The 18388-nt window shown below is 37.6% G+C and carries 18 protein-coding genes; 16 read left to right on the top strand and 2 right to left on the bottom strand.

Features of this window, described 5'->3' with window-relative positions; all coding sequences use genetic code 11:
* The first annotated feature begins 47 nt into the window (after window positions 1-47).
* The 9 genes from moaC to oppF all read left to right on the top strand — a co-directional run bounded on the left by moaC (window position 48) and on the right by oppF (window position 7965).
* Window positions 48-527 (top strand): cyclic pyranopterin monophosphate synthase MoaC, encoded by a 480-nt coding sequence (moaC, locus tag Q7657_RS18955; RefSeq protein ID WP_107165384.1) that lies wholly within the window; start codon window positions 48-50, stop codon window positions 525-527.
* Entirely contained in the window at window positions 524-769 is a 246-nt protein-coding gene (gene moaD / locus Q7657_RS18950) for a molybdopterin synthase sulfur carrier subunit (RefSeq protein ID WP_107165383.1), read from the top strand. The genes moaC and moaD overlap by 4 nt, the downstream gene beginning before the upstream one ends.
* Window positions 770-772: 3 nt before the next feature.
* A complete protein-coding gene (moaE, locus tag Q7657_RS18945; RefSeq protein ID WP_008987541.1) occupies window positions 773-1219 on the top strand; it encodes a molybdopterin synthase catalytic subunit MoaE in 447 nt (148 codons plus the stop codon).
* A gap of 536 nt (window positions 1220-1755) precedes the next feature.
* Window positions 1756-1920, top strand: coding sequence for a hypothetical protein (locus Q7657_RS18940; protein ID WP_181319815.1), 165 nt, complete (start codon window positions 1756-1758; stop codon window positions 1918-1920).
* Between the two features lie 451 nt (window positions 1921-2371).
* Window positions 2372-4003 (top strand): ABC transporter substrate-binding protein, encoded by a 1632-nt coding sequence (locus Q7657_RS18935; protein ID WP_107165382.1) that lies wholly within the window; start codon window positions 2372-2374, stop codon window positions 4001-4003.
* A gap of 82 nt (window positions 4004-4085) precedes the next feature.
* The gene (oppB, locus tag Q7657_RS18930; RefSeq protein WP_008987538.1) at window positions 4086-5006 is read left to right on the top strand and encodes an oligopeptide ABC transporter permease OppB; all 921 of its coding nucleotides are present in this window, start codon (window positions 4086-4088) and stop codon (window positions 5004-5006) included.
* 16 nt (window positions 5007-5022) lie between these two features.
* Window positions 5023-5934, top strand: a complete 912-nt coding sequence (oppC, locus tag Q7657_RS18925; RefSeq protein WP_053987174.1) for an oligopeptide ABC transporter permease OppC — start codon at window positions 5023-5025, stop codon at window positions 5932-5934.
* Between the two features lie 76 nt (window positions 5935-6010).
* Window positions 6011-6979 (top strand): ABC transporter ATP-binding protein, encoded by a 969-nt coding sequence (locus tag Q7657_RS18920; protein WP_107165381.1) that lies wholly within the window; start codon window positions 6011-6013, stop codon window positions 6977-6979.
* Window positions 6976-7965, top strand: coding sequence for a murein tripeptide/oligopeptide ABC transporter ATP binding protein OppF (gene oppF / locus Q7657_RS18915; protein WP_107165380.1), 990 nt, complete (start codon window positions 6976-6978; stop codon window positions 7963-7965). Before Q7657_RS18920 ends, oppF begins: the two co-directional genes overlap by 4 nt.
* A gap of 49 nt (window positions 7966-8014) precedes the next feature.
* On the opposite strand, the gene Q7657_RS18910 is transcribed toward oppF, so the two are convergent.
* Together Q7657_RS18910 and Q7657_RS18905 are read right to left on the bottom strand one after the other, a co-directional pair.
* A complete protein-coding gene (locus Q7657_RS18910) occupies window positions 8015-9391 on the bottom strand; it encodes a sensor domain-containing diguanylate cyclase (protein WP_498827374.1) in 1377 nt (458 codons plus the stop codon).
* Window positions 9392-9560: 169 nt separating this feature from the next.
* Window positions 9561-11141 (bottom strand): EAL domain-containing protein, encoded by a 1581-nt coding sequence (locus tag Q7657_RS18905; protein WP_181319796.1) that lies wholly within the window; start codon window positions 11139-11141, stop codon window positions 9561-9563.
* A 658-nt stretch (window positions 11142-11799) separates the two neighbouring features.
* Here Q7657_RS18905 and Q7657_RS18900 point away from each other — a divergent pair.
* The 7 genes from Q7657_RS18900 (at window position 11800) to Q7657_RS18870 (ending at window position 18386) form a co-directional block, all read left to right on the top strand.
* Window positions 11800-12354, top strand: coding sequence for a fimbrial protein (locus Q7657_RS18900; protein WP_107165378.1), 555 nt, complete (start codon window positions 11800-11802; stop codon window positions 12352-12354).
* A gap of 103 nt (window positions 12355-12457) precedes the next feature.
* Window positions 12458-12958: a fimbrial protein gene (locus tag Q7657_RS18895; RefSeq protein ID WP_107165377.1), complete on the top strand. Its 501-nt coding sequence runs from the start codon at window positions 12458-12460 to the stop codon at window positions 12956-12958.
* Entirely contained in the window at window positions 12955-13644 is a 690-nt protein-coding gene (locus tag Q7657_RS18890; protein WP_107165376.1) for a fimbrial biogenesis chaperone, read from the top strand. Before Q7657_RS18895 ends, Q7657_RS18890 begins: the two co-directional genes overlap by 4 nt.
* Window positions 13644-16085, top strand: a complete 2442-nt coding sequence (locus tag Q7657_RS18885) for a fimbria/pilus outer membrane usher protein (protein ID WP_107165375.1) — start codon at window positions 13644-13646, stop codon at window positions 16083-16085. The genes Q7657_RS18890 and Q7657_RS18885 overlap by 1 nt, the downstream gene beginning before the upstream one ends.
* Window positions 16063-16578, top strand: coding sequence for a fimbrial protein (locus Q7657_RS18880; RefSeq protein WP_107165374.1), 516 nt, complete (start codon window positions 16063-16065; stop codon window positions 16576-16578). Before Q7657_RS18885 ends, Q7657_RS18880 begins: the two co-directional genes overlap by 23 nt.
* Before the next feature lies 1 nt (window position 16579).
* On the top strand, window positions 16580-17629 hold the full coding sequence (locus Q7657_RS18875) for a fimbrial protein (protein WP_181319794.1): 1050 nt from the start codon (window positions 16580-16582) through the stop codon (window positions 17627-17629).
* Window positions 17630-17645: 16 nt separating this feature from the next.
* Window positions 17646-18386, top strand: coding sequence for an EAL domain-containing protein (locus Q7657_RS18870; RefSeq protein WP_107165372.1), 741 nt, complete (start codon window positions 17646-17648; stop codon window positions 18384-18386).
* The last annotated feature ends 2 nt before the right edge of the window (window positions 18387-18388 follow it).

The following is an 18388-nucleotide window of genomic DNA, read 5'->3' as shown; positions in this document are numbered from 1 at the left end:
GTTACTGCCGTGCTGTGTTTATCGCTTCGTTGAGGAACGATTACATAATGAATCAATTTACACATATTAATGCATCTGGCGAAGCCAATATGGTCGATGTGTCAGCTAAAGCAGAAACCGTACGTGAAGCACGTGCCGAAGCTTTTGTTCACATGGCACCAGAAACACTAGAGCTGATTGTTTCTGGACAGCATCACAAAGGTGATGTGTTCGCAACAGCACGTATTGCGGGTATTCAAGCAGCGAAAAAAACATGGGATTTGATCCCATTGTGTCACCCGCTATTGCTATCAAAAGTAGAAGTACAGTTGGAAGCGATCCCTGCTGAAAATAAGGTGCGTATTGAGTCTTGCTGTAAGCTTGCGGGTAAAACTGGTGTTGAAATGGAAGCGCTTACAGCGGCTTCTGTTGCTGCTTTGACTATTTACGATATGTGTAAAGCGGTACAAAAAGACATGGTAATTAGCCAAGTTCGTCTGCTAGAAAAAACAGGCGGTAAATCAGGTCACTTTAAGGTAGAAGTATGATCAAAGTTCTCTTTTTTGCACAAGTCAAAGAGCTTGTTGGTATCGATAGCCTTGAAGTTGACGCTGTTTTTGCAACCGCAGATGCACTGCGTAGTGAGCTAGCAACTCGTGGCGATAAGTGGCAATTAGCATTAGAGTCTGGAAAGCTATTAGTTGCTGTTAATCAAACGATCTGTTCGTTAGATACACCATTGAAGGATGGTGATGAAGTGGCATTCTTCCCGCCAGTAACAGGAGGTTAACCCATGATCTCTGTTCAGTTTGATGACTTCTCTGTTGCTGATGAATACGCAAAGCTCTCTGAAGGCACTGAAGCCGGCGCGGTGGTTACATTTATCGGTAAAGTACGTGATTTTAACCAAGGTGACGCGGTTACAGGATTATCGTTAGAGCATTATCCTGGGATGACGGAAAAGTCATTACAGGAAATTGTTGATCAAGCAAATCAACGCTGGCCATTATTGAAAACTCGAGTGATTCACCGAGTAGGTGATTTAGCGTTGGGCGATCAGATTGTTTTTGTTGGCGTAACCAGTGCTCACCGTGGTGCTGCTTTTGAAGCGTGTGAATTCATTATGGATTACTTAAAAACACGCGCACCGTTCTGGAAGAAAGAGCAAACCCCAGAGCAAAGCCGATGGGTTGATGCACGCGAAACAGATACTTCTGCTGCCGATCGTTGGTCAAAATAATCAACATTGCATGTAAAAAAGGAGCCGAGAGGCTCCTTTTTTTGTATAAATTAAACAGCTGAGGTAGGGGATATTTCGTTATTTGGTTTGTTCGTTTTTCTTATTCTTATCACGTGATGTCATCATAGATGGAACGTAGTTATGGCGAAAACGTGATGGGCTGCGCGGCGTAGCAAAACCTACTGGTCTCATATAGATACTCTTCAATTGCAGTGTAAAGTTCTTCTTTATAAATCAGTAAATAAAGCATAAACACTTTATTGAATATAGTTTAACCTCTTTTTTATTTGGTTGATATGTTACTAGTAGGATAAATCTGTCGTTATAATGAGAATATCTATAAAAAAAATTGTTAATTATTTTTAGTTATTTAAGACACAGTGAAAGCAAGTTTATTTGTGATCAAAGAGGCGAAGTTGTCAGTTGTGTGCCATATTTTAATTGCGGTTAGTAATTACAAACGTTGCTGGTATAGGCTAAATCGAATAAGTGGTAATTGAGGTCTACTGGCACAGTGGTTGACAGCGGAGGGTTCAATGAAGCACAGACGCGTATCGAATAAAAAGATGAAGCAAATTATGGCTGACATTGGTATGACTGATAAGCCTGAAGATGATGATTCACAATTATTGCTCGAGCAAAGAGAGCAAGCTGTGAATGAAGACAAACAAATGATTAAATTAGATAGCGAAAATAAGTAGTAAATTCTGCCTGCATCATCACAAGAAAGCATCGACTCAGTCGGTGCTTTTTTTATGTTTGAAATAAAAATGTAAATAAAATGTTGTTATTTGGTTTTAAGTGGGCGGTTTTTTGAACTGTTTATGTGATCTTGTATAAATAAAATATCTAGTTAATTAGCGTTACGTTGGTTATTTGTAGTGTTATTTACTGTAAATATAGTTTTTATGAAGATGAAAATTTGGCACTTCTCTTGTTATTAGTGTTTATAACTTACTCTCACCTGTTTTATCAGTATAAAATTACTTTTAAATGTTAAAATATGGTAAATTTATTTATATTCTGATAACGTTTTGAATAATTCTTCGGTTTGATTGGTTGCTTTTAGGATAAAAAACAACCAGTGCAGTCATCCTTATGACCAAATGAAGAACGTCATGGATGTAATAATCAAATGTATTGGAGTAATGCATGTATAAGAATAAAATCACTCAAGCACTCATGATGAGTCTGGGTTTTGCTGTTGCCGCCACTTCTTTTTCCTCTTTTGCGGCGCAGGTTCCTGCAGATACAAAACTGGCTGATAAACAAGAGTTAGTGCGCGGTAATGGTACTGAGCCTGAATCTCTTGATCCGCAAAAAGTCTCTGGTGTTCCAGAATCAAACGTTATTCGTGATTTGCTTGAAGGGTTAGTGAACCAAGATAGTAAAGGTAACCTAGTACCGGGTGCAGCGAAGTCTTGGGAAACCGAAGATTATAAAACATGGACCTTCCATATTCGTGATGATGCGAAATGGTCAAATGGCGATCCTGTTACAGCAGAAGATTTTGTTTACACTTGGCGTCGTCTTGCCGATCCAAAAACAGCATCTCCTTATGCGTCATACATTCAAATGACCACAATGGCGAATGCAGAAGATATTATCGCAGGTAAAAAAGCACCTGAAACATTGGGTGTTGAAGCGGTAGATAGCAAGACACTAAAAGTGACGCTAGATAAACCTGTTTCTTACTTTGCTTCAATGCTAGTACATACTTCAATGAAGCCAGTTAATCAGAAAGTGGTTGAGAAGTTTGGTGATGACTGGACGAAAGTGGGCAACTACGTTTCTAACGGTGCTTTCAAATTAGATACTTGGGTTGTGAACGAGCGTATTGTTCTTGTTCGTAATGAAAACTACTGGGATAACAAAAATACTGTTATTAACCAAGTTACTTTCCTACCAATTGAAAACCAAGTAGCAGCAATGAACCGCTTCTTGGCGGGTGAGCTTGATATGACGTATGAAATGCCAAATGAGCACTTCAAACGTCTACAAAAAGAATACCCACAAGATGTAAAAGTGACCCCTTACCTATGTTCGTACTACTACGAATTCAATATGACACGTAAGCCGTTTGATGATGCAAACGTGCGTAAAGCACTATCATACGCTATTGATCGTGAGGTATTGGCGAAATTCATTGTAGGTAAAGGTGAAACACCAGCTTACAACTTCACACCGCTTGCAACGAACGGTCTGGATGTTGAAATGCCTGAATACTCGAGGCTTGATCAGAAGCAACGTCTAGCGAAAGCGAAAGAGTTGTTGAAAGCTGCGGGTTACGATCAAAACAACCCACTTAAATTTAACCTACTTTACAACACATCTGAAAACCACAAGAAAATTGCTGTGGCGATCTCTTCAATGTGGAAAAAAGGCTTGGGTGTAACAGCTGTACTTGAAAACCAAGAGTGGAAGAGCTACCTAGATGCAAAACGTCAGGGTAACTTTGATGTTTCTCGTGCGGGCTGGTGTGGTGACTACAATGAAGCCTCAACATTCCTAGCGATCATGCGCAGTGATCACTCACAAAACTACCCTAAATACTCAAGCGCAGCATACGACAAAGCGATTGATGATGCGGTACTAGCAAAAACTGATGCCGATCGTGCAGCAGATTATAAAGAAGCAGAAGCGAAACTGGCTGAAGACATGCCTATCATGCCTATCTACCACTACGTGAACGCACGTCTAGTGAACCCGCAATTGGGGGGTTACCCAATGGAAAACCCTGAAGACAATATCTACTCGAAAGATATGTACTTCATCGCGAAGTAATTCGCATTAAATAAAAATAATAATACGCAGCCTTCGGGATAGAAGGCTGCTTTTTGCACTCACAGCAATTACGGTAGAGTTTATGTTTAAATTCATTGCTAAACGGATTTTAGAAGCCATACCGACGTTATTGGTATTGATCACGATTTCTTTCTTCTTAATGCGCTTTGCTCCTGGCAACCCATTCTCAAGTGATCGTCCTCTTCCTCCAGAAGTTATGGCTAACATCGAAGCGAAATACGGGTTAGATAAACCTGTGTTTGAGCAGTACACCACTTACCTTGGCAATATTGTACAAGGTGATTTTGGCCCATCCTTTAAATACAAAGATTTCACCGTTAATGAATTGGTAGCAAAAGCACTGCCGGTATCAGCAAAAATTGGTTTCTTTGCCTTTATTTTCGCCCTTGTGATGGGGGTAACGGTTGGTACTATTGCGGCACTTAAACAGAATACTTGGCTCGATTACACCATTATGTCCACCGCTATGGCGGGGGTGGTGATGCCATCCTTTATTCTTGCGCCTGTATTGATTTATATCTTCTCAATTAAACTTCAGTGGTTACCTGCTGGTGGCTGGCAAGACGGTTCTACTAAATTCATCTTATTGCCAATGTTTGGTATGGCGTTGTTATATGTGGCGACGTTCGCCCGTATTACTCGTGGTAGCATGATTGAAACGCTAAATAGTAACTTCATTCGTACCGCTCGTGCGAAAGGCTTAAGTTACCCTTACATTGTGATCAAACATGCCTTAAAACCTGCATTATTACCGGTCGTGTCATACATGGGACCTGCGTTTGTCGGCATCATTACAGGCTCTGTAGTTATCGAAACTATTTTCGGTCTGCCGGGAATTGGTAAGTTATTCGTGAATGCTGCATTTAACCGTGATTACTCATTGGTACTTGGTATCACGATTCTGATTGGTTCATTAACCATCATCTTTAACGCCATTGTGGATATTGTTCTTGCGACAATTGATCCGAAGATCCGTTACTAAGAGGCTGAAAGTTATGATGTTAATGAAAAAAGATAATGTAGAAGCCTTAGAGAAATTTTCAGATAACTTGGAAATTGAAGGCCGTAGTTTATGGCAAGATGCTCGCTCGCGTTTTATGCGAAATAAAGCGGCAATGATCTCGCTTGCCATTTTGTTGATGATCACTTTAGCCGTGATTTTCGGCCCAATGTTCAGCCAATATGCTTTTGATGATACCGACTGGTATGCCTTGCATGCAGCACCTTCCTTTGGTGCTGACGGTCACTTCTTTGGTACTGATAGTTTAGGACGCGATCTTTATACCCGTACCTTAATTGGTGGTCGGATCTCGCTGATGGTGGGTATCTTAGGTGCATTAGTTGCAGTCGTGATTGGTACGCTATATGGCGCAGCATCAGGCTTTATTGGTGGTCGAACTGACCGTGTGATGATGCGTATTTTAGAGATTTTATACTCTATTCCATTCATGTTCTTCGTGATCGTGCTAGTGACCTTCTTCGGTCGTAATATCATGCTGATCTTCATTGCGATTGGTGCAATTTCATGGCTCGACATGGCACGTATTGTTCGTGGTCAAACCTTGTCACTGCGCAGTAAAGAGTTCATTGAAGCGGCACATGTGTGTGGTGTTAGTCGCTGGCGTATTATCACTCGCCATATCGTACCTAACGTATTGGGTATTGTGGCGGTGTACTCAACCTTACTGGTGCCATCGATGATCCTGACAGAGTCTTTCTTAAGCTTCCTAGGCTTAGGGGTACAGGAGCCAATGACAAGTTGGGGCGCATTGTTACAAGAAGGTTCACAAACAATGGAAGTCGCCATATGGCAGCTATTATTCCCAGCCGCTTTCATGGTCGTGACCCTGTTCTGTTTTAACTACGTAGGTGATGGTCTACGTGACGCATTGGATCCAAAAGATAGATAACAGGATGAAGCAGGTTGGCAACACATGCTGATAGAACAATAAAGTTGATCAGCTTGCTTCATTATAAGGACGTAATATGAGCTTATTAGATGTAAAAGATCTGCGTGTTGAATTCACCACGCCTGACGGTATTGTTACTGCGGTTAACGATCTTAATTTCTCGCTAAATCAAGGTGAAACCTTAGGTATTGTGGGCGAATCAGGTTCAGGTAAAAGCCAAACTGTGTTTGCCATTATGGGCTTACTGGCGAAGAACGGTAAGATCAGTGGTAGTGCTAAGTTTGAAGGTAAAGAGATCTTAAACTTGCCAGAAAAAGCACTTAATCACATTCGAGCTGAACAAATTGCGATGATTTTCCAAGATCCGATGACATCGCTAAACCCCTACATGAAAGTTAGCGATCAGCTGATGGAAGTGTTAATGCTGCACAAAAACATGAGTAAATCCGAAGCGTTTGAAGAATCGGTTCGTATGCTCGACGCAGTAAAAATTCCTGAAGCTCGCAAGCGTATTACCATGTATCCCCATGAGTTTTCTGGTGGTATGCGTCAACGTGTGATGATCGCAATGGCATTGTTATGTCGCCCTAAATTGTTGATTGCTGATGAGCCGACAACAGCGCTAGATGTGACAGTACAAGCCCAGATCATGGAGTTATTGAACGATCTGAAAAAAGACTTTAATACCTCGATTATCATGATCACTCATGACTTAGGTGTTGTAGCGGGTAGCTGTGACAAAGTCTTGGTGATGTATGCGGGTCGTACCATGGAGTACGGTAAGATCAATGAGATCTTCTACCAACCAAGTCACCCATACACGGAAGGTCTACTGCGTGCAATTCCACGTTTAGATACCACGGGTGAAGATCTGCCAACCATTCCGGGTAATCCACCTAACTTATTGCGCTTACCTACGGGCTGTCCTTATCAAGATCGCTGCCACCGTGTGATTGATCGTTGTAAACAAGAATCACCAATTTTAACGCCATTTGCTGACGGTCGTTTACGTGCATGTTTTTCTGAAATGGGGGCGTTGTCATGAGTGCAGAAAAGAAATTATTGTTAGATGTAAATGACTTAAAAGTGCATTTCAACATTGCAGCAAAATCTGCTTGGCCTTGGACGCCACCTATCAAATTAAAAGCGGTTGATGGGGTTAACATTCGTATCTATGAAGGCGAAACATTAGGTGTAGTAGGTGAGTCAGGTTGTGGTAAATCTACTTTTGCCCGTGCCATTATCGGTTTAGTTGAAGCGACTGACGGACAAGTGGTATGGCTAGGACAAGATCTCACTAAGCTCAAACATGAAGCGTTACGTGAAAAACGTAAAGAAATTCAGATGATTTTCCAAGATCCACTGGCATCGTTGAACCCTCGTATGACGGTTGGGGAAATCATTGCAGAGCCATTAAAAGCGTTTTACCCGAATTTGCCAGCAGATGAAGTGAAGCAGCAAGTACAAGCCATGATGGCAAAAGTAGGTTTATTACCTAATGTGATCAACCGTTATCCTCATGAGTTTTCTGGTGGTCAGTGTCAGCGTATTGGTATTGCCCGTGCGCTGATCTTAAAACCTAAAATGATCATCTGTGATGAGCCTGTATCTGCGCTGGATGTATCTATTCAGGCTCAGGTAGTCAACCTTCTGAAATCGCTTCAAAAAGAGATGGGTTTAAGCCTGATCTTTATTGCTCATGATTTGTCTGTGGTAAAACATATTTCAGATCGTGTATTGGTGATGTACTTAGGTAATGCGGTTGAAATGGGGGAAAGTGAAGCCCTGTTTGCAGAGCCTCAGCACCCTTATACCAAAGCATTGATGTCAGCTGTGCCGATCCCTGATCCGGAGTTAGAGCGAAATAAACATGTTGAGTTACTTGAAGGGGATTTGCCGTCACCAATGAATCCACCATCAGGCTGTGTATTTAGAACCCGCTGTCCGAATGCTACATCATTGTGTGCAGAGCAAAAGCCACAGTTGAAAGGTAATGATGTTCATGCGGTGTCATGCTTACATGTAGCGTAAGTTAAGGTAAGTTGTAAAAACGGCTTCTAGGGATCCTAGAAGCCGTTTTTTATTGATATTTTTTAAACTGCTCAGTGATTTTTTTGTTTTTCTTATTTTGATACAGAATATTATCAGCGCGTTTTAAAGCTTCCTTCAAGCTTTCATTTTTAGTGATTTCAATACAACCTGTAGTGATACCAGTGTGTACATTATGCTCGCAAAAACGGCTTTGATTGATAGCAATGGATAACCGATGGGCCATTTTAGTCGCCTTATCTAATGAGCAATCGGGCAGTACAATACAGAATTCATCACCACCTAATCGTAAACCAATATCAGACTTACGGCTTAAATGTGAGATATTATTGGCTATATGCATGAGTGCTTTATCACCAGTTTCATGACCATAGGTATCATTAATGATTTTAAAGTCATTAGCATCAATAGCAATAATTGAGATTGGCGTTGTTTTATCTTGATATTCCCTAATTAATTTAGGCAGGATCTTCTCCATAATACGACGATTAAATAACCCAGTTAACGAATCTGTAAATGCTTCTAGTTGAAAGTGATTCTTTTGAAATTTGTATTTTTTCAACTGTGAATACATGTAATTGAGTAAAAATAAGAACAGTACTCCAATAACAATATTTTGCAGTACCGCGCTTAAGAAAAACAAAATCGATAAATTTGCATAAATTGCATTGTTATCATCAATATTTACTTTCATTTCTATGTGCGGAAGGAATTTATTTTTACTTCCTTTTTGGATATTAATCTTTGAACCATCCTCTTTGTTATAGAAGATAAACGTCAAGTAAGGTTTAAAGTTACGTGGTAGTGTAATTGCATTACTTAATGAGGCGATTGGAATATCTACACCAATATCACCAATCACTTTCTGCTCTTTATAAACAGGTGATTTTAATGTGATCACTTGTTCATGGGTGATGTAATCAGTATAAGGCGCAGTAAAATAAAACCCTTTTTTATTCTGATATTGCTTATTAATATCAGAACGATAGCTGTTATATAGTGCGGTTGAAAAAAAATGCTTACGGGTATTAAATTCACTCACTGGATACTTGGTCGATAAATAGAAATACTTCAATGTATGTGAAATATAGTAGTAATTATACTTAATCGAGTGCTGGTGTTGCTGGCTCCATAGATCGTCTAAAAAGGGAAAAATATTGGTTTCCATTTTTATTTTATCAGAGGGTTTTCCTGTTCCAATAAGGCTGCCGTTAAGTAAATTACTGGGGTAAACATTACGGTTAAATCCAAACTCATTGAGCTCTGGATAGTAATGCACCTCAACAAGCGGTGAGGTTTGCAGGGGATGTAATGTCGTTATTTGCTTCGAAAATGTTCGAGCATAACGCTCATTACGATAAGCCAATGAAATAATACTTTTTTTTATCTGATTTAAATTACCTTGCACGTACTCTTTGGCTGCACTGATCTCTTGTTGTGTATTCATGACAACAAGAAAGATCAGCAGCAATATATTGATAGATATTACAAATACACGGTTTAACAGGAAGTGATTGACGAAAAAACACCTCGTCAATCGGCTTGACTGTTGTTCATTTAAAATACTGTGATTGTTGTTATTCATCAGTAGAAAACTCCTGACAAATACGGCTAAAGGGTTGTGGTTTACTGTATAGGTAGCCTTGGTGATAGTGGATCCCCATCGCTAATAAGCAGTTAGCTTGCTCTGCTGTTTCTACACCTTCAGCCACCACTTCGACTTCTGCTTTATCAGCAAAGGCAACCAATGAACTCACAATGGTATTTTTGTTATTGCAATCGAGTTCATCAATAAAGATCTTATCAATTTTAATTGTCGTTGCTTGTAGTTTTTGTAGAGCAAGGAAATCGCAATATCCATTGCCGACATCATCGAGTTTAATTTGAATACCCATATCATTGAGCTGTTGGCAAATTTTACCAGCTAACTCAATATCTTTAATTGGCGAGCGCTCTGTTAACTCAAACGCTATGTTGTGTGCCGCAATTTTATAATGTTGTAGTGCTTCGCGGGTGATCTGCACAAGCTCAGGATCTTGCAGTACGCTGGCACTTAAATTAATACTGAAATAGAAAGGTAAAGGCTTGCCATGATGCAGAATTTCAAGCTTTCGAATATCTTTCGCAACAGTATTAATTAGTTGGAAAGTAAGAGGCGTGATTGCTCCATTTTCTTCACATTGTGGAATAAACTCATCTGGTAAAATCACTTTACCTTTTTTTGTTTCCCAACGGATCAGGACTTCATAACCACAAATTTGCTGTTTATCGGCATCGACAATTGCTTGGTAGTAAGGCACCAGATGATTTTGTTTAATCGCATTTTCAATCAAAAACTTAATGATGCTAGTGCTGTGATAACGGCGATAACATAGGTAGATCAAGGCGCTAGAAAAAAGAGCCAGTAAAAAGAGTAAATACGGTTTAATAATGTTGCGATAAGTCTTAATTGCTTCAGGCGTCGCATAATATTTGAGCCATGCTTTATTATTTAATGACATGGATAAAATAGGTTTGACTATATGATTAATATCACTTGCGGTAATGTCTTTTGAGAAAATTTCGTTAGGTGAGCCTTTTCGATTACCCGTAAATAATGCGACATTATTACCTTCAATAATTTGAATCCAACTATTTTTAGGTAATCCAGCAAGTAAAGGGTTAATAGGCTGTTGAGCAATATCAACAATAACATTACCGCCTAAAATATGCTTTTTGTACTGGACAATCGACTGATTATTTTTCTTATTAGCGATGAGAATAATTTGCGGATCTAATTCGATAATTTGAAGAGGATGGGTATATAGCGCATCAATATCACGGTGATCACTACATTGTAAACCACTATTAGTAATAAGTTGAATCGATGCGATCTGAGGTGAGTAGTAACTGATTTTTTCCAGTTCAGCGATATCTTGAGCATCGCAAGTATAAGAAAGACTATATTGTAAGTTATCAAGTAGCACTGAAGTCTTTTTTACTTGCTCGATATAGTCATAAAAACGCTGTTTTTCGAGAAGTTTAAGGTGAGTTTGGAAAAGCTGAGTGCTGATTTGCTCCGAGGATAAGATCGCTAAAACTAGCACGATAGCTAAGCTAAGAAAGCCAACCGCGCAGTTAAAAAAAGTAAAAGAAAGACGCTTTAATTTTACGATCATAATACTCACCCAACGTGTAGTGCTTTAAAGCGACAATATAAATCTTGAAGTATTAATACGCTACCAAATAGCCCTGAAAAAATCTGAACATAAAATTTATGTGAGAGAAAATATTTTTATGTTTATTTATCTTCGATTTTGTCTTTTATCTTGCGTTTTATGAGCTCTTTCTTGGGTAAATTTATTCCTCCATATCGTATTTATCTTATTATTTCTGTTTCTTTCATGACTCTTATTTGCCCTGTTGATTTAACTGGTTTCATTAAGCGGCTTTGTGACTGTATTTGTCTGGAGTCGAGTCTATTTTTTCATGTCTTTAAATACTAAGGTTGGTTTGCAATTAAACAGATCCATTTGTGGCCATTTTAATGGTGGCGAAGAAATTAAATATTAAAAAGTATTAATTTTTTGATTGTGGTGAGCGAAAAAGCCTTATATATCAGTGTCTTTTTGATTAATTATTTTCATCATGCTTAATCATAATTAATAACTATCGGATACGAATTTTCCTGTGGCTAAATGTAGTCACTCGAAAGGCAAGGTGCTTTTAAGGAGCTCATCAAGCGCTTATCTGCACATCATCGTGAATCACGAATGTCAGAAGACATGCTTTGCCTTTCAAGCTACGACTAAAAAATTTACATAAAGGAAAATCGATATGAAATTCAATAAGACTCTTGTTGCTCTAGCTGCTGTTGCGTTCCCAATGATGGCTTCTGCTGCTACTTCAGGCGCTACAGGTACAACAGAAGTTCAAGGCGGCCAAGTACGTTTTGAAGGTGAAGTAGTTAATGCAGCATGTGCAGTTGATAACGAGTCTCGTGACAAGCTAGTACAAATGGGTCAAGTGCGTGTTGCTGACTTTGCTTCAGCAGGCGATGAAGCGGGTGGTAACTCTTTCACGCTTTCTTTAGTAGATTGTGATACATCAGTTCAAACTACTGCTGCGATTAACTTCCAAGGTAATGTTGCTGCAACTGATACTCAAGCATTAGCAATTAATACCCTAGCGGGCTCAGCTAAAGGTGTAGGTATTCATCTTTACAATGAAGATGGTAGTGCAGTTACATTCAATGAAGCTTCGTCTTATTCGAAAGCTCTAATTGACGGTACTAACGTATTTAACTACCGCGCAACGTATGTATCAACTGATGCGACAGTAGAACCAGGCGTAGCAAACGCAGTGGCACAATTTACTGTTACTTACTCATAAGGGTTAAGTTGGCGTAAATATAGCTAACTAAGATAGGGTGCTTACTTTTATTCAACGTATTAAGGGTGAGCACTTTCTTATCAATAAGTAATAAGTAGGTTAGATGAAATATTACATATTAATATTATCGATTGTTACTTATTCTCATTTTGCATTTAGCAAAGATATGCCTGTAACTGCAGATGGAATTGTCAACATTGAAGGCATGGTAGTTAATCAAACCTGCGTGATTAATTATGATAACAACCATGAAGAAACCACTATATCGAAACATAATAATAATGATATAGATGATGGTTTTAACTTTAATGTTTTATTTGAAGAGTGCATTACAGATATTAAAAAAAATATTGATTTAGGTTTTACCGGGATAAAAGACATCAAAGATATGAATGCTTTTAAAGCAGGTAGTAATAAAAATGGCATTGCGATTGTTATTACTGATATTTACGGTAAACCATTCTTACCCAATACTAATAACCGTGTGGTATTGGATAAGAATAAAGAAAAAGTTGATATGGTTTTAAAATACAAAAGCACTCAAAAGAAAGTTGTCCCAAGCTCAACAAACAGTAAACTTTTAATTCGAGTTATCTATCCATGATGAAATTTAAAAAAAGAAAAGCAGTATTATTATTATCATTGCTTGCTCCAATTTGTTCTTATGCTGGTGGTGTTTCATTAGGAGCAACGCGGGTAATATTTAAAGAATCAAACTCACAGCAATCGTTAAATATTAATAATTCTGATCAAGATAATAAATTCTTAATTCAGTCATGGATTGAAAACGATAAAGGTGAGAAGACCAATGATTTCACCATTACACCACCTTTATTTGTTGTTGATAAAAATACAGAAAATAAAATCAGGATCATTCGAGTTAAAGACAGCGCAGCGTTCGAACCTAAAAAAGAGCAAGTGTATTGGATCAATGTAAAAGCGATCCCACCGAAAGACGAAAAGAAGAAAAATACCTTGCAGCTGGCGATTGTATCGCGGATCAAAATGTTCTATCGCCCTGATTATGTAGCGCATGCCGCAGGTATGGTAGATATACCATTACAAGCCAAATATAAAGATAGTCGACATATTGAATTAGTGAATGACTCTATTTTCCATCAATCATTGATCAATGTGAAAACGGGAAAAAATAAGCCTCAAGCAATTATGCTAGCACCTAAATCAACCACAAGTTTTGATTGTAATGATTGTAAAAATGCCAATCTGCAATATCAAAGCATTAATGATTATGGTGCGATTTCTGATAAGTTAACCTTGAAAGTAATGTAATGATGACACTACGACTAAATAAAGTAGCCTACTGCCTGTTATTATGTATGACTCAATCAACAGTCATGGTTAATGCTGAAACATTTGATGCCGCCTTTCTTTCTGAAGGTGATGGTGCAGCAGTGGATCTCTCTTCATTTAGTCGTAGTTCTATTTTACCAGGCCAATATATCTTTGATATTTACGTTAATGATAAATATTTAACCAATGAAGAGATTGTATTTAAAAATCATGATGACAGCGTTGAACCTTGTCTTTCATTAGAGGAATTATCTTCATTAGGGTTAGATTTAACGAAGCTGGGAGAGCAACACTTCGATCTTAAAAGTTGTTTTGCTTATAAAGAAATTAACGATCTTGGCATTGACGTTGATACCTCCAAACAAGCCCTGTCTATTTCTATTCCTCAAGCATACCTTGATAAAAATGTGAGAGGATTCGTTGATCCTAGTCGTTGGGATAATGGTATTAATTCAGCATATATGAATTATCATTTATCTGGTCGTAATAGCCGTTATCATGGCAATGCATCTAATAATTTATCTGCGAACGTATTACTCGGAGCTAATTTTAACGAGTGGCGTTACCGCGGTAGTCTTTTTGTTAGTGATATAACTGGCTCACCAGATGTCAATATTAGTAATAACTATATTTATAAAGTGATCCCAGCGATTGAATCGAAGCTGAAAGTGGGTGAGTTAAATTCCAGTGGCAGGGTATTCTCTTCTAATCGTTATGATGGGGTTCAGCTTGTAACTGATAAAAATTTAATGCCAGAAAGTCAGCAAGGTTTTGCCCCTGTTATTAAAGGGATCGCTAAATCGAATGCATTAGTCACTGTAAAACAAGGTAATAGCACCATTTATCAAACCTCGGTGCAGCCGGGTCCGTTTGTTATTGATGATCTTTACTCAACAGGATCAAGCGGTGACTTACATGTTGAAGTGAAAGAAGAAGATAATACTGTTAGCTCATTTATTGTCCCATTTTCAAGTTTACCGTCATTGCAACGTGCGGGTCATCTAGGTTACGAAATGAACCTTGGTAAATTGAAAGATGCGGATGATCTAAAAGATGGATTATTTTTAGACGGTAATTTTTATTACGGTTTAAACAATACGTTTACCGTGTATAACGCTGTGCAATTAAATACCAATTATCAAGCATTATCACTTGGTGTAGCAGCGAATATTGGTCAATTTGGTGCCTTTTCGATTAATACATCCTATGCAAAAAGTCAGTTTGAAAACAGTGATGCGGAAGGTGTGTCTACTAGTATTCTTTATTCTAAATCACTAACAAGCACAGGTATGAACGTAAGTTTAGCGGGTTACCGTTATTCATCAAAAGGGTTTTATGAGCTGTCGGATGTGATCCAAGAAAATAGTACTAAAGATCATATTAATAATAAAAAAGCCAAAGCAAATGTTACTGTTAATCAATCACTAGGAAAATATGGCAGCTTATATACTAACTATTATAAGCAGTCTTATTGGGATGGCAGTAAAGAAAATAATTTCTTAATTGGTTATAACGCAACCATCAAGAACGTTACATTGGGTTTATCTTATTCTCAGGTTGACAATGATAGTCAATATTCAAACAGTGATAAGATGATTTCATTGAATGCATCGATACCAATTAATTACATGGATGATAAAAATACATTATCAACCTCATATGTAAATTACAGTATGGATTCAGATTTAGATGGTCATGTTGCGCATCGTGCTTCGGTCTCTGGGGCGCTATTAGAAAATAAAGAGTTGCAATATTCTGCTTCAACCCGTGTTAATAGCAGTGATTTTTCGGGCAACGTGAATTTAAATTATTCCTCATCTCATGCGGAATATGATGTTGGTTACTCGAAAAATGGTGATAGTCAAACTATAAACTATTCAATGAAAGGCGGCATTATTCTCCATGAGGGCGGGATCACCTTTGGGCAAAACGTGGGTAACACCAGTGTATTAGTATCCACTAATGGCGTGGCTAATGTACCGCTTTATAACGAACGTAATGTTGTTACAGATAGTCAGGGCTATGCCATTGTATCTTATGCTCGTCCATATAAAGAAAATACGGTTGAGATTGATGTTAACCATCTTGATGATAATTTAGAAATTGAAAAATCAGTGAAGAAAACTGTACCAACTGATGGTGCGATTGCTCAATTAACTTTTGATATTAAGAAAGGTTATAAGGCCCTGATCAACGTTAAATATCAAGGGAAGTGGTTACCATTTGGCAGTTCGGTATTAGATAAAGACAATAACCAAGCATCCATTGTAGGTGATGAAGGTAAAATTTATTTATCGGGCTTGCAAGAGAAACAATCTTACCAAATTCAATGGGGGCGTGATAAATCATGTCAATTAGATATTGAATTAAACGATCTTAAAGAAGGGCGTATTTATTATGGGCAGAAAGATTGTATCTAAATTTATCATATTATTGGTCTTATTTTCATCGAATTGTTTTGCTTACGATGTTTTGATCAATATCAATGGTCGTATTATTGAGAATACATGTACGATATCTCCATTAGATCAAAATAAATTAGTGTCTTTTGGTACAGTAGATAAAAAAGAATTTGGTTCAGTAGGGGATCAAATCAAAAAAACACCAATTACGATTAATTTTGAAAATTGCAGTGAAAGTATTCAAGCTGTGAAACTTAATTTAAAAGGTGATGCAGATAAAACGGATGTTAATACATTAAATATTAATGGTGATGCAGATATGGGTTTTAGCATTGCTTTTTTCACTCCAAATGATGAGCAGATAAAATTAAATGGTAGTAGTGAAGTTATTAATTTTGATTCTAGTGATAGTCAATCTATTACTTTTTCCGCTTCGTTAAAGAAAACAGAAATTGATGTTGCTGAAGGTGCTTTTTCTGCAACAGCGACATTTGAGGTTGAATATTTATAACATGAAAAAAATATTAGCAATTGCTTTATCACTGCTTTCATTTCATCTTTATGCTGAATCTCCCATAGAAAATCATCATGAAGAATATGCACATGGGGCAAATATTATTATTGACCCTGATAATGCTGTTGCAGGTACACCTATTAAAAATGGCGTGGCATATGGTTTTTCAACTGAAGCAGATCCTACATTTTTATGTCCATCTAATTTGAATAGCTGTGAGATAGAGTCTATTTATTTATCACAGCCTTTTGCCAATGCAGCATCAGGCAGTTTCACTAATGAAAACGGTGAGCATGTGATATACAAAACTAATGTCAAAGGCATTGGTTATAGTTTAGAAGCGAAAGTGGGTAATAATTTTGTTGGCCTTAATGCGACTGATAAACTTGAAATACCACTAGTAGATAAAACAAAAGCATGGTTTGAGTTTAGAATTATTTTTGTTTATACCGGTGAACCAATACCCTCGGGTAATCATAATATTACAGGCCCTGAAATTGATCAGGGTGGAACGCTGGGTTTTGCTCGTCTTTACGCTGATACAAAAGGTGCAACATATAATACCAATATACCAATATTAACTAATGGTGACGATATTGTTATTACTACTCCTAGCTGTGAAATTTCTTCTGATGAAGAATTTACCATAGATTTAGGTGAGCATAATATGAGTGAATTTGCAGCCGTTGGCGAGACTGCCGGAGAAGCCAATTTGCAGATAAATCTTAAATGTAAAAATGGTGTTGCGGTATCGGCTGTGATGACAGATCAATCATTTCCAGGTAACACATCTGATATTTTAACATTAACCGATACTTCAACAGCGAAAGGAGTCGGGATTCAGTTTTTCCATAAGGATGATCCTAAAGCGATTGTTTACGGGCCTGATAATAATACGGCTGATCAATCGAATAAATGGTACATCGCAACCGCAGATAAAGATGAAGATTTAATTGATGTGAATCTTACTGCGAAATATGTACGAACAGGTGATATCACTGCTGGGGAAGCATCAGGAATTGCGAGTGTCACATTTATTTATGAGTAACATTTGGCTGTGATTAATGCGTAATTTATTTTATAAACAATGGGTTAAGTGTGAGATTAAAAGGAACGTATATGTTCCTTTTTTTCAAGGTATTTATAATTTTGAAAAAAGAACGATAAAAGGTGTAGAGGTATTAGCACGAAAAAACGCAAATGGAAGATATTTATCTCCAGCCACTTTCTTATCTGAGATTGAAAGTTATGGATTAATGAATGAATTTACACAGTCTATTATTTATCAATCGCTAACTTTACTTAATAATATCCACATATCTACTACGCTAGATATTAGTATTAATGTGCCCCCCTCATTAATTGAAGAGCAATCGTTTATTCAATTTATACAAACCAAGGTGGTGGGTTGCTATGATGCAGATAAATTTAATCTCATTTTAGAATTGACAGAAAGTTCTAAAATTGCGAATAGAACCATATTCATCAAAAATATAAAGTTACTTCAAAAACATGGTCTTAAGTTTTACATCGACGATTTTGGCAAAGATTATTGCGACTTTGATACTTATTTTTCTGACTTAAAGATAAAAGATATAAAGATTGATAAGTCGATTGTTAATGGCTCGCTGAATACTCTACAAGCCGTGATTAACTTTGCAGATACGCTTTCAGCAGATCTGATAGCAGAGGGGGTGGAAACTATAGAGAAATCGCAAGAGTTACTTAAGCTGGGCATTAAACATCAGCAAGGTTTTTTATACTCCAAACCATCATTGATAGAAAAAGTAGCACTAAGTATTTAGTG

Origin of the sequence: Candidatus Photobacterium acropomis (genome assembly GCF_030685555.1) — a bacterium.
In the GTDB taxonomy this organism is placed as follows: domain Bacteria; phylum Pseudomonadota; class Gammaproteobacteria; order Enterobacterales; family Vibrionaceae; genus Photobacterium; species Photobacterium lucens.
The sequence above is the reverse complement of the archived record's forward strand: the minus strand, read 5'-3'. Positions and strand labels throughout refer to the sequence as shown.

Bases quoted from the DNA above. Each gene is read 5' to 3' on its own strand.
- Q7657_RS18940 (WP_181319815.1), top strand. From the start codon at position 1,756: ATGAAGCACAGACGCGTATCGAATAAAAAGATGAAGCAAATTATGGCT.
- oppF (WP_107165380.1), top strand. From the start codon at position 6,976: ATGAGTGCAGAAAAGAAATTATTGTTAGATGTAAATGACTTAAAAGTG.
- moaE (WP_008987541.1), top strand. From the start codon at position 773: ATGATCTCTGTTCAGTTTGATGACTTCTCTGTTGCTGATGAATACGCA.
- oppC (WP_053987174.1), top strand. From the start codon at position 5,023: ATGTTAATGAAAAAAGATAATGTAGAAGCCTTAGAGAAATTTTCAGAT.
- Q7657_RS18935 (WP_107165382.1), top strand. From the start codon at position 2,372: ATGTATAAGAATAAAATCACTCAAGCACTCATGATGAGTCTGGGTTTT.
- Q7657_RS18890 (WP_107165376.1), top strand. From the start codon at position 12,955: ATGATGAAATTTAAAAAAAGAAAAGCAGTATTATTATTATCATTGCTT.
- Q7657_RS18920 (WP_107165381.1), top strand. From the start codon at position 6,011: ATGAGCTTATTAGATGTAAAAGATCTGCGTGTTGAATTCACCACGCCT.
- Q7657_RS18900 (WP_107165378.1), top strand. From the start codon at position 11,800: ATGAAATTCAATAAGACTCTTGTTGCTCTAGCTGCTGTTGCGTTCCCA.
- Q7657_RS18895 (WP_107165377.1), top strand. From the start codon at position 12,458: ATGAAATATTACATATTAATATTATCGATTGTTACTTATTCTCATTTT.
- Q7657_RS18875 (WP_181319794.1), top strand. From the start codon at position 16,580: ATGAAAAAAATATTAGCAATTGCTTTATCACTGCTTTCATTTCATCTT.
- Q7657_RS18870 (WP_107165372.1), top strand. From the start codon at position 17,646: ATGCGTAATTTATTTTATAAACAATGGGTTAAGTGTGAGATTAAAAGG.
- Q7657_RS18880 (WP_107165374.1), top strand. From the start codon at position 16,063: ATGGGCAGAAAGATTGTATCTAAATTTATCATATTATTGGTCTTATTT.
- moaD (WP_107165383.1), top strand. From the start codon at position 524: ATGATCAAAGTTCTCTTTTTTGCACAAGTCAAAGAGCTTGTTGGTATC.
- oppB (WP_008987538.1), top strand. From the start codon at position 4,086: ATGTTTAAATTCATTGCTAAACGGATTTTAGAAGCCATACCGACGTTA.
- Q7657_RS18905 (WP_181319796.1), bottom strand. From the start codon at position 11,141: ATGATCGTAAAATTAAAGCGTCTTTCTTTTACTTTTTTTAACTGCGCG.
- Q7657_RS18885 (WP_107165375.1), top strand. From the start codon at position 13,644: ATGATGACACTACGACTAAATAAAGTAGCCTACTGCCTGTTATTATGT.
- moaC (WP_107165384.1), top strand. From the start codon at position 48: ATGAATCAATTTACACATATTAATGCATCTGGCGAAGCCAATATGGTC.